The following is an 11,634-nucleotide window of genomic DNA, read 5'->3' as shown; positions in this document are numbered from 1 at the left end:
AGATCCTGTTGTTCCTTGGTTAGCATCCGCATCCTCGTTGGATGCGCCTCCTTGAACGGACGGGCCCCTTGGACTCCTGGCCCGCCGTTCACGCAGGCGCTTGCATTACCGCACCTAGGCTACCGCAACTGTTCGGGTTGTGCACGCGTTGCGTCGTGACATGATCGCGCGTCACATTCGGGGATGTGACCGCCCATCGAGATGAGCGGCGAGCTCGTGAACGCCCAGGAGAGCCTCAGATGAAAAACCAGGTCAGCACCTGGTCTGGGAGACGAACTTCATCGCGGACCTGCGGCCGGCCGCCGTCGGCAACCGCCCCCGCCCGAAAGGCCACGGCGTACGCATCATGGGGTTCGAGATCGCGGACATCGTCTACGCGGGCCAATCCCGGAGTGGCCGGTGGGGATCTACCACACGGCCCACGACCCTGGCGCCTTCATCCTCGGTCTGCTCATCTTCCTCCTTGCTCAGCGTGCGACCGCCGACGGACGGCCGTCCGACCCGCGCGCTATGATATCCACTCTCGGAGTGGAAATGATGGACACCGGGAATGCCTCCGCCTGGCACCGGCGATGACGCGCGCTCGCATAGGAGTCGTGGGGCTTGGACGCCGCGGCTCGGAGCACATCGAGACGCTGGCCGCGCTCCCCGATCGCTTCGAGCTGGTCGCGGTCTGCGACGTCTCTGAGTCTCTCGCTCAGGAGACCGCCGAGACCGTGGGCGCCGAGGCGTACTCGGATCTCAACGAGCTCTTTGACAAGGCAAAATTGGACATCGTGATCGTCGCGACGCCGGCCGACACCCATCATCTCGTTGCCCAAGCCGCCGCGGACCACGGGGTCCACATGCTGATCGAAACGCCGCTCGGGCTCACCCGACGAATGATGGACTCCATCATCGAGGCAGTCGCCCGGGCCGGAGTGAAGGCGGAGGTCGGCGAGCAGATGTGGCGCCGACCGCCCGACCGTCTGGCCAAGAAGGCCAGCGACGCCGGACTCATCGGCTCGGTCCTCCGCGTGTCGAGCTACTACGACGATGCGGGCCACAACAGTGTTTACCACACGATCGGCCGCATGCGGGTGTTCGTCGGCGCCGACGTCGATGAAGTGCGGGGCTTCACCCGCAGCTACGAGCGGATCGCCGTGAGGCCCGGATCATCTAAGCTGGTGGACGAGCACTGGAGCAGGGCCGAACTGATGTTCGCAAACGGGGTCGTGGGGGCGCTCACCTACGTAACGAACTGGACGCTGCCCCTCCGGGGCGGGCATCCCCGGTTCTTCTCGATCGAGGGCACCGAGGGATTCATCGTCACCGGTAATGGATCGCCCAACATGCTCCGACGCGTCGAACGTGGGCGAGCCGTCGACTACCCGCTGGTGGTCGAGACGCGGCGCGTCGCCGACCAGGACGTGCCAGTCCGCTTCGCGTACGAGACCGATCCGCCGATCGAGCTGCTCAACCCGTACCACGATCGCGTCCTCGATACCCCACGGTCCCGGACTCCAGGATTCGACGGCATCGGTCGTGCCTATGAGCTCGATCGCATCCATCGCGCTGTCACGGAAAACGCGGAGCCTGAGTACGGGCTCGATCGGGCCCGCCGCGACCAAGAACTGAGCATCACGATCACGGAAGCCGCCCGCCTGGGACGGACACTCCCCGCGCACCTGGACAGCCAGGAGACGGCCTGGGAGCGCGAGATCCACGAGGAGTTTCGTCGAGCCTACGGCTTCGATGTGAAGTAGCAAATCCACTCTTCCCGACGGCGGGAGGGGGCAAACGTCAGCGCCCCCGGGCGCCCTCGCAGAGCTTGCGCCAGGCCAGGATCGACAGGTCCGGTCGGAAGAGCTGCTCCGGCGGCGCGGACGTCAGCTTGATCATCTGATAGTCCTGGTTCGCGAACATCACCTGGTTCACCCAGCGGTAGAACAGCCAGTAGTAGGCCGCGAACCTCCACCGAGACGGGGCGCTACCCTCTTTGACGACCGTCTGGATCGCCATGTGGTGGTCCACGTCGACCGGGACATACCACGAGTAGATAGTGAATCCCGGCTGGTTCACGCGCACGAGGCACGGCAGGCCGACGGCCACTCGCTGGACGACGCTCTCGCCCCGGTAATACCAGTGGCGCGGGGGCCACTTCCCCAGACCGGGATACTCGTCCTCCGCGTGGACGTCATACGGCGTGTAGGTTACGTAGCGGCCGTCCTCGATCACGTCCACCTTGCTCCGGTTCCAGGCGTTCGGCGCCTTCCGGAAATAGCGCCAGATCGCTTCTCGGTGCAGATAGCGCGGATGCGCCTCGTCGATGGCGTTCTCCAGCGCGTACCGCCAGTTGCCCTGTCGAAGAATGATCCGTGTCCCGCGGAAGAAGGTCTTGCCGATCAGCTCCTGTGGGATACCGTCCTCGATTGGCGGCGGCTCCATCTCTCCCATGTAGATCCAGATCCATCCAAGCCGCTCCGCGACCGGATACGTCCGGAGCCGGACCTTGCCGCAAATCGGTGAGTCCGGACCGTCGGTCAGGGCGGCCACCAGGAGGCCTGTCTCCAGGTTGTAGGTCCAGCCGTGGTAGCCGCAGGTCAGCGTGCCGGGGAACTCCTGGCGCGCCCCGCCCAGCCCGCCGAATCGGTTCGCGCTGACCGAGAGCGGGACGCCCCGGTGCAGGCAACGATCGCTGAGCGCCCGCGCCTGTCCGTTGTCTCGAACGAACACGACCCGATCGCCCAGCAGCGTCCGGGCTACCGCCTTCCGCTTCAGCTCGGCCGATGGCAATACGGGATACCAGTACTCTCGGAAGCCCAGCGCCGCCATGTCGTACCGGGGCCAGCTGCTCCAGTCGGGCCGGCCGGAGAACGAGGCAGCGACCTGCTCGGAAAGGACCTCAGTCATCGGAGCTCCCACTCATAAACGTTCCACGCGATGTCGCTCTCCGGAACGGCGATCTTCGGACCGACGAGGCCGCTGACGAAGGCGGTGACGTTGAGGTTGAAGTAGAGAGAGATCACGCCGACGTCGTCGCTGAGAATGTGGACCATCTCAGCGAGCAGCCGCGCCCGCTCGGGCCGGTCCAGCGTGGCGTTGAACGTCGCGGCGAGCTCATCGAATCGTGCGTTCGTCCATCCGCCGCGGTTCACGCCCGTCCAGCGGTTCTCCGGTCGGGGCAGCTCCGCGCTGTTGTGCTGGGCGACGGTCGCCTCGCCCGACGGGCCACCGGTGTTGCTCAAGCCCGGATGCGTGTTCCGGAGCTGCGCGTCGCGGGAGAGGACCGCGGGCCAGACGGTCTCCTTGATATCGAAGCCGGCCTTACGCCAGTCGTTCGCCATCAGGGTCATCTCGGTCTCGTTCTGGGGCGACGTCAATACGGTCAGCTCCGGCGCGAGCCGCTCGCCACCGGGGCTCAGCCACACGCCGTCCGCCCCGCGGACGTACCCGCCCTCGCTCATCACCTGCTCTGACCGCCGGAGGTCGTATGGATAGCGCACTGCGGCCGCGTCGACCTCCTTGAACGCAGGCGCCGAAGGCGGGACGGCGGTCTCGCCGAAGATCCCTTCGTTCTCGAAAAGCGCCTCGTTGAGGGCCGCCTTGTCGACCGCGTACGCCAGCGCGCGCCGCACGCGCACGTCGGTCAGCGCGCGGGGGCTGGCGTACTCCGGGCGCTGCTGGATCATCGTCCACCGCCAGTACTGCGGGTAGAGCAGCACGGTGCCGGCGTTTCGGGCGCCCCACTCGCGCCGCAGGATCATCGCCTGCTGGAACGCAAGCGAGTCGTCGACCGTGACGTGGGCCTCGCCTGCCATCATGTTGGCGAAGGTCGTGTTGAAGTCCGGGATGAAGAGTAGGCGAATCCGCTCGATCTTCGGCCGTCCCAGCGCGTGGCCGTCGAAGGCCGTAGCCTCCAGGAACGAGCCGCTCTCCCACCGGTCCAGCTTGAATGGTCCGAGCCCGACGAACTCCGTGCTCCAGAAGGGCAGGGCCACGAATGTGTCCCAGTTGGCCTGACGGAACGGCTCCTCCAGGATGTGGCGGGGCAGGGGCGGAAACGATGGCGTGTTGCTGACACCGGACGCTTCGAGCACCCCGGCGTCCGCGTAGAGCGCCTTCCAGCGAATGACGAGGGTCTGCGGATCGGGGGCCGTCACCTCGTCCATGAGGCTGATGGGCTGGGACGCGGCCTGTCCAAGCTCGGGCGTCGAGTACAACCTCCAGGAGAACACGAAGTCCTCGGCTGAAAAGGGCTTCCCGTCGTGCCAGACGAGATTCGGTCGCATGTGATACTGGGTTTCCATCCGCCCGTCCTGGAACACCTGCCAGCTCTCCGAGTTGAGGCGAGGCAATTCGTCGGCCAAATAGGGGCGCGCGTCGCCGCGATCGTCTTTTAGCGCGAGGCCCGCGTTGAAGAAGCGCACGCCACTCCCGCTCGCGAATCCGAACGATTGCAGAGGCTTCGAAGCGAGGCTCGGCATCTCCGAGCGAGCAATGATGACGAGTGTTCGGCCCGACGGCGACGCCGGGGCCTGTTGGACGGCGGCACCCGGGCCGCCGCTGCTCGCCGTGGGTGCGCTCGCCGGCGCGCACGCGCCGGCGATCAGGACCAGCACACCAATTGCCGCTGCCATGGTCCTCGACATCAGCATCAGTCCGTCGGCCCGAGCCGATACAGCTCGGCGGCGTTGTTCCACACGATCCGATCCCGCTCGCGCGCGGGCACGCCCGTCGCCCAGCTGTCGACGATCTCGCGACTGCGTGGCCATGAGCTCGTGGCCTGCGGGAAGTTCGTGCACCAGAGGATGTTCTCTACGCCAAGATGGTCGCGGACTTTCATGGTCACGCGGTCGTACCACCCCGTCAGATAGCACTGCCTGCGGAAGAGCTCGGACGGCCTCAAGGGAAAGCCCTGCCCCTCATACCGCACCTTGTCATTCTCGAACTGATGATCCGTGTACTCCAAGAGGTACGCCGCCCAGCCCAGGGCGCTCTCGGCGAAGACGACCCTCATCCCAGGGAAGCGAAGCAAAATTCCGGAGAGAAGGAAGTTGACCAGGACGACCGCTGTGCTGGTCGGCCGGGTGAGCCCCTCGAGCGCGCCGCTAACGGCCGGCGAGAAGCCCGCGTAGGGTGAGAGCTGGTTGCTCGTGCTTGCGCCGGCGTGAAAGCAAAGGGGGATACCAAGCTCCTGGCATGTCGCCCAGATCGGGTCGTAGACCGGGTCGTTGATGTGCGCCACCTCCCGCAGGTCCATCGGGATTCCTGGGTAGATGACCCCTCGGTGGCCCATGGCCACGGCCCGTCGAATCTCGGCGGCGGCCTCCGGCGGATCCAGGGGGACGAGGCATTGAGGAACGAACCGGTCGCTTACAGCCGCCCACTCCTCGATCAGCCAGTCATTGTAGGCCTGCACGCAGGCAAGCTCGAGCTCCGGATCGGTGATCCGCCCAAAAGCCTCGCCGCCGACGCCCGCTACGGTGGGGTAGAGGACGCTCGCCTCCACGCCGTCAGCGTCCATTGCCTTGAGGCGCTCGGACGGATCACGGACCATGGGCGGCACGTCGGCCCAGCACTGGGGCTCCGTCGTCCGATCGGCGAAGAGCGCCGCACCCATTCCGGCTCCGCGCAGAGGGATGAGCTGGCCGTCCACGACCCATCGCTCGCTTCCATCGGCCTGTCGAGCCAGGCTCGGGATTCGGTCTCCGAACTTCGCGCGGGAAAGTCGCTTGATCCAGAGATCCGGCGGCTCCTGCACGTGGTCGTCCGCGCTGAGGAGCCGGTACCGCGTGGGCGAGCCGGCCGGGACAGCCTCCAGGGGGGCGCTCGGGCTAGTCAAGATGGTACACGCGCGCGGCGTTTGCATAGAGCATCTTGGTGCGCTCCTCCTCCGGCACGCCGGCCAGAGTCCGCTCGACGAACTCCCACGACCTCGGATACGTCGAGGTCGTGTGCGGGTAGTCGGACTCCCACATGATGTGGTCGATCCCAACCTCGTGCCGCAGCTCGATCCCCGAACGCTCATACCAGAAGTTCACATACACCTGGCTGCGGATCGACTCGCTCGGGCGGGTCGTGATCCCCTCAGTCCAGAGATGGCGCCGCTCCCATTCGTAGTCGCACGCCTCGAGGACGTAGGGGAGCCAGCCGACGCCCGCTTCGGCGCACACCCACTTGAGGTTCGGGTGGCGCGCAAGGATGCCGGAGAATACGAGGTTCGGGATGAGCTGCGCGACCGTCGCAGCCGTCGGGGACGTCAGAACCGTGTGCATCGCCCCGGGCCCGTGCCCGTCCCACCGGGGCATCGGGCGCACCGCCGCGCCGGCCGATTCGTGGAAATGCAGGGGCAGGTCCAGCTCCTCGCACGTCTGCCAGAACGGCTCCCAGAATGGATCCGCCAGGTGCGCGACGCCCCTCGCGATTCGGTTCGGCGACCCAAGCATGGTGATGCCCCGGTGCCCGTTTTTCGCCCCCCGGTGCACCTCATTGAGAAGCGTTTCGATTGGGCTGAGGTAGGGGAGGATCATGAGCGGGGCGAAGCGATCGCTCGCCTGATACCATTCGGCCTCCGCGTCGTTGTGCGCCTGCACGCAGGCGAGCTCGAACTCCGCCCCCCATTGATAAAACATGCCCCTCCCGGGGTCGTTCGGGAAGAGAACCTCGCCGTCGACCCGGTCTTCGTCCAGCGCCTCCGCGCGCTCCAGAGGGTCGTAGACCTTCGCCGGGACATCCTGCCAGCGTTGGGGGAAGACTTTGACATCGCCGTCACGGTCCCCCATCACCGCCGGGCAGTTCACCACACCCCAGCCGCCGGCGGGTTCGTCGTGAACGAACCAGCGGTCGCAGCGCTGGCCGTTCACCTCCATCTCGCGAACCTGCGGAATGAGCGATCCCCACTTCGACGGCATGTGACGATGGAAGGCATCGCGGTCCAGAACGATGTGCGAGTCCGCGCTGATGAGCCCGTACCTGATCTTCACGCCACCTGCTCCTTCGTCGTTGACCAATAGTAGCGATGGCGTCGCCCCGTTTCCAGCGCAGGAGCTGGATCAATGGCCGAACGTGCTGTACGCTGTGCAAACTGCGAAGCTGCGGGAGGCATCCCGATGAAGATGGCACGACACGTCGTGGTTTCTCTGTTCGCGGGCGCTTGGATCTCCGCCTGTGGCCCTGTGAGGGCACCGAGCAGCCCGGACGCGGGTCAGCCCACAGATCCGGCAACCCCGCAGCGAACCCTGGTCGTGATCGCGCGGGGCGAGCCGCCGAGCCTTGCGTCCAAGCCGCTCGTCGGCTTCTCCGGCTCCCTCAACCCGCCGATCCGTCTGTTCAATGCGACGCTCGACAGGATCGACGACAAGCGGGTCGCGCATCCGTATCTGGTGACCGAGTTGCCCCGGCTGAATACGGACACTTGGCGGCTCATGCCCGACGGGCGGATGGAGACCACCCACAGGCTGCGGCCGAATCTCACGTGGCACGACGGGGCGCCACTCTCCGCGGACGACTTCGTGTTCGGCTGGCAAGTCTTCTCCGCCCCGGAGCTTGGGGCCTCCCAGTCCGAGCCGATCCGGCAGATGGAGGAGATCGTCGCGCCGGACCCTGAGACGGTCGTCATCCGGTGGAGAGTTCCGTACCCGGACGCGGCACAGATGGACGCGACCTTCCAGCCGCTCCCGAGACACATTCTCGGCGATCGGTTTGCGCAGCTCGACCCGCCGGAGTTCGTCAACCTCCCCTTCTGGACCGTTGAGTACGTGGGACTGGGCCCGTACCGCGTCACGGCGTGGGAGCCGGGAGCGTTCCTCGAGGCGACGGCCTTCGCCGGCCACGCGCTGGGGAAGCCGAAGATCGACCGCCTCCGGCTCGAGTTCATCGGCGATCCCAATACAGCGCTGGCCAAGATGCTGAGTGGCGACGCCCATTACGTGGCGGACTTCGTCCTGGACTACGATCTCGGACAGACGCTCGAGAAAGAATGGAGTAGCCGCGGCGGGGGCACTGTCTTTTACGCGCCGGTGCTCCTCAGGCTCACCGAGATCCAGCTCCGCCCGGAGATCGCCCAACCCCGAGCGCTGCTCGACGCGAGGGTGCGGGCCGGCCTCGCCTATGCGTTCGACGTCCCGGGAGCCGTCGACGTCTTCACCGGCGGACATGGCGTGGCGACGTCGACCCTGACCTCGCCGCTGACCGACTACTATCCCATTGTGGAGAACGCGATCACCAAGCGGGACTACAACCCGCGGACTGCCCAACAGCAGCTCGAGGCGGCCGGGATGGTCCGCGGGGCCGATGGCTTCTATGCCGGCCCCGGGGGCGAGCCCTTCAAGGTCGACATCTGGACCACGGGAGGGGCCGTCTTCGAGCGAGAGAATCGGATCTTCGCCGACAGCCTGCGCCAGGCCGGCATCGATGCGACGCCGCAGACGATGACGCCCGCCCGCCTCGCCGATGCGGAGGCGCGGGCGCTGACGCCGGGCCTCTTCACCGGCGGAGCGGGGAACAGGCGGCTGGAGGACTTCACTCTGAGCAAGATCCCGCGCCCGGAAAATCGGTGGAACGGGAACAACCGAGGGGCCTGGAGGAGCTCCGAGTACGACCGCCTGTTCCAGGAGTACGCGACGACGCTCGATCCGAGCGAGCGCGTCGAGCGGATCGCGGCGATGGAGCACGTTTTGAACGAGGACGTGGGTGCCATTCCGCACATGTTTACGACGGTCGTCACCGCCAACTCGTCCCAGCTCGCAGGCCCAAAGGCGCGCATGGACCCTGATGCGCCCCTCACGATCTACGACGTCGAGAGCTGGTCGTGGCGATCGTGAGAGACGATCTACCCAAGCTGGTCGATGCAGAGAACGGGACGGTGAGTCCGTCGATATTCACGGATTGGGAGATCTACAAGCTCGAGCTGGAGCGCGTCTTCAACAGGAGCTGGCTATTCGTCGCACACGAGTCCGAGATTCCCCGGCCGGGCGATTTCGTGACCCGGCGGATGGGCTCGGAGCGGGTCATTGTCTCGCGGGGGACGGACGGCGAAGTCCACGTCATGCTGAACGCCTGCCGCCATCGCCTGCGACCGGTATGCCTGGAGGACGCGGGCCAGACCGCCCACTTCGGGTGTCCGTACCACGGGTGGACCTACACCGTGTCGGGCGAGCTCGTCGGCGTGCCCTTCTTCGACGCGTACGAGGGCCGGCTGGACATGGGCGCGAACGGCCTGTATCACGCGCCACGCGTCGATACGTATCACGGGCTGGTCTTCGCAAGCTGGGATGCGCACGCTGGCCCGCTCTTGGAGTGTCTGGGCTCGCTGGCATGGGTGTTCGACCTGCTCTTCGGGCGCACGGGCTCGATGGAGGTCGTCGGACCGCCGATGCGGTGGACCGTTCCCAGCAACTGGAAGCTCGGCGCCGGGAACTTCGCCGGCGACGGGCACCACGTGGCGGTTACCCACGGTTTCATTAGCGCCCTCGGGATGAAGAATGCCCGGGGGCGGTCCGTCAGCTACGTGGTGCCGGGTGACCACGGACACCTGGCGAATCTTGGCGGGTGGCCGCCGGGTGGCAACGTCGGCCCCTTCCTCGCCCTCCCGAATGCCATCTGGCCGGAGATGGAGCAGCGGCTGAGCGCGGAGCAATTCGAGCTGATGCGCGCTCTGCGCGTCATCGCGGGCAACATGTTCCCAAACATGAGCTTCCTCGAGACCGCCTCTCCCGGGGCCCACGAATGGGGCGGTCCGGAGGGGCTCGATGCGATGTCCTTCCTCACGATTCGGCAATGGCAGCCTCTCAGGCCGGACCTGATGGAGGTCTGGACCTGGCAGCTTATGGATGCGAGTGCCCCCGACTGGTGGAAGGCAGCATCGCGACAGTGCTACCTGCGAGAGTTTGGCGCCGGCGGGATCTTCGAGCAGGACGACGCCGCCAACTGGGCGTCCATCACGCACACGCTTCGCGCTCCGGCCGTCGGCCGCCTGCCGCTCAAGTACGATATGGGACTCGGGAGCGACGAGCTCATGGAGTGGCCGGGCCCGGGGCTCGTGTATTCCAAGCCGGCGGTCGGCGAAGTCAGCGAGCGCTTGTTCTACAAACATTGGCACGCTGTTATCCAGGAGGCCTGAGGTGGTAGCCTTGCCCTTCGCCGATCTCGTCGACGTCGAAGAGGGTGTGCTCCGCCCCGCCGTCTTCGTTGACCCGGGGGTCTATCGGCGCGAGCTCGAGCAGGTTTTCGGACGCCAGTGGCTCTTCGTCGCCCATGAGTCCGAGATCCCCAAACCGGGGGACTTCGTCACGCGCTCGATGGGCGAGGACCCGGTCCTCGTCGCGCGGGGGGCAGACGACATCGTGCGCGTACTGCTGAACGCGTGTCGGCACCGGGGCCGACAGATCTGCGTCGAAGATTGCGGGCGCGCGGCCCAGTGGATGTGCCCCTACCACGGCTGGACGTACACGTCCACAGGTGAGCTGGTCGGCGTGCCGTTCTTCGACGCCTACCGGGGCAAGCTGGATCGTGCAGCCTTCGGCCTCTATCAGGCACCGAAAGTCGAAACCTACAACGGACTGATCTTTGCGACGTGGGACCCAGATACGCCCCCGCTGTCCGAATATCTCGGACCGATGGCCTGGGTGCTGGACATCCTGTTTGGGCGCACGGCGAACATGCAGGTCGTCGGGCCACCGCTCCGCTGGGTGGTCAACTCGAATTGGAAGCTGGCCGCGGCGAACTTCGCGGGCGACGGGCACCATATCTTCGTGACCCACGGCTTCCGCAGCGCGCTGCTGCTCGAGACCCTCGGCGGCAAGCGAACGAGCTACGTCCTCCCCACCGACCGTGGTCATGCAGCGACGCTGACCTGCTGGCCACCGGATGTGCCCGCGCCCGAGCACCTCGGGCTCCCCAAGGCCTTGATGCCGGAGGTGAAGCAACGGCTCTCTCCCGACCAGGTGAAACTGCTCGAGTCGCTGATGCTGATCGTCGGGAACGTGTTCCCGAACATGAGCTTTCTGGACACCGCGTCCCACACTCCGGCCGAGTGGGGCGGGAGTCCGGACGCGCCGCAGATGTCGTTTCTCACGTTGCGCCAGTGGCAGCCGAAAGGCCCAACGAAGATGGAGGTCTGGTCGTGGCTCGTGGTGGACGGAGATGCGCCCGCCGACTGGCGCGAGGCCTCACGCCAGTGCTACCTTCGGGAGTTCGGCCCGGGCGGCGTGTTCGAGCAGGACGACGTCGCCAACTGGGAGGCGATCACCGAGACGCTGCAGACGCCGATTGCCCAAAGGCTGCAGCTCCAATACCGCATGGGCATGGAGGTACAGCGAGCGATGGACTGGAAAGGTCCGGGCGTTGCGTACCTCAAGCGCTCCTTCGAGGAGTTGAACGAGCGCGTCTTCTTCAAGCGCTGGCATGAGCTGATCACCGATCAGTAAGCCGCCCTTCGGGGCTGGCGACCGTTTAGTGGATGGTGCATGTGGCTACTGAGGCGAACAGTTCGATTGGCCCGGCGGACCAACGGTATGGCGAAGTGCTGGAGTTCCTGTATCGGGAGGCCGAGCTGCTCGACGATCGGCGCTTCACCGAGTGGCTGGAGCTGCTGACCGGCGACGTCATATACCGAGTGCCCCTCCGCCTCAACTATGTACGCCGGACGGAGAC

General features: G+C 66.2%; 9 protein-coding genes. 5 read left to right on the top strand and 4 right to left on the bottom strand.

Annotated elements, in window-relative coordinates:
* Window positions 1–572 precede the first annotated feature (572 nt).
* Window positions 573–1,745, top strand: coding sequence for a Gfo/Idh/MocA family oxidoreductase (locus VFC51_07035; GenBank protein HZT06769.1), 1,173 nt, complete (start codon window positions 573–575; stop codon window positions 1,743–1,745).
* Window positions 1,746–1,782: 37 nt separating this feature from the next.
* On the opposite strand, the gene VFC51_07030 is transcribed toward VFC51_07035, so the two are convergent.
* Genes VFC51_07030 through VFC51_07015 form a run of 4 tightly spaced genes read right to left on the bottom strand, consistent with a single transcriptional unit; the run spans window position 1,783 to window position 6,965 of the window.
* A complete protein-coding gene (locus VFC51_07030; protein ID HZT06768.1) occupies window positions 1,783–2,892 on the bottom strand; it encodes an aromatic ring-hydroxylating dioxygenase subunit alpha in 1,110 nt (369 codons plus the stop codon).
* Window positions 2,889–4,619, bottom strand: a complete 1,731-nt coding sequence (locus VFC51_07025) for an ABC transporter substrate-binding protein (protein ID HZT06767.1) — start codon at window positions 4,617–4,619, stop codon at window positions 2,889–2,891. The genes VFC51_07030 and VFC51_07025 overlap by 4 nt, the downstream gene beginning before the upstream one ends.
* A 17-nt stretch (window positions 4,620–4,636) precedes the next feature.
* Window positions 4,637–5,824 carry an amidohydrolase family protein gene (locus VFC51_07020; GenBank protein HZT06766.1) on the bottom strand — a complete coding sequence of 396 codons (1,188 nt, stop codon included), beginning with the start codon at window positions 5,822–5,824 and terminating at the stop codon, window positions 4,637–4,639.
* Window positions 5,817–6,965, bottom strand: coding sequence for an amidohydrolase family protein (locus VFC51_07015; protein HZT06765.1), 1,149 nt, complete (start codon window positions 6,963–6,965; stop codon window positions 5,817–5,819). Before VFC51_07015 ends, VFC51_07020 begins: the two co-directional genes overlap by 8 nt.
* A 126-nt stretch (window positions 6,966–7,091) precedes the next feature.
* Here VFC51_07015 and VFC51_07010 point away from each other — a divergent pair, with 126 nt between their 5' ends.
* The 4 genes from VFC51_07010 to VFC51_06995 all read left to right on the top strand — a co-directional run.
* Window positions 7,092–8,804 carry an ABC transporter substrate-binding protein gene (locus VFC51_07010; GenBank protein ID HZT06764.1) on the top strand — a complete coding sequence of 571 codons (1,713 nt, stop codon included), beginning with the start codon at window positions 7,092–7,094 and terminating at the stop codon, window positions 8,802–8,804.
* Window positions 8,792–10,102 (top strand): Rieske 2Fe-2S domain-containing protein, encoded by a 1,311-nt coding sequence (locus tag VFC51_07005; protein HZT06763.1) that lies wholly within the window; start codon window positions 8,792–8,794, stop codon window positions 10,100–10,102. Before VFC51_07010 ends, VFC51_07005 begins: the two co-directional genes overlap by 13 nt.
* 1 nt (window position 10,103) lies before the next feature.
* A complete protein-coding gene (locus VFC51_07000) occupies window positions 10,104–11,408 on the top strand; it encodes a Rieske 2Fe-2S domain-containing protein (GenBank protein HZT06762.1) in 1,305 nt (434 codons plus the stop codon).
* Window positions 11,409–11,449: 41 nt separating this feature from the next.
* Window positions 11,450–11,634 (top strand): aromatic-ring-hydroxylating dioxygenase subunit beta (locus VFC51_06995; GenBank protein ID HZT06761.1); only part of this gene is annotated, 185 nt, incomplete at its 3' end.

The organism is Chloroflexota bacterium (assembly GCA_035652535.1).
In the GTDB taxonomy this organism is placed as follows: Bacteria; Chloroflexota; UBA6077; order UBA6077; family SHYK01; genus DASRDP01.
Note: the sequence above shows the minus strand (reverse complement) of the source record. Positions and strands in the feature narration are given on the sequence as shown.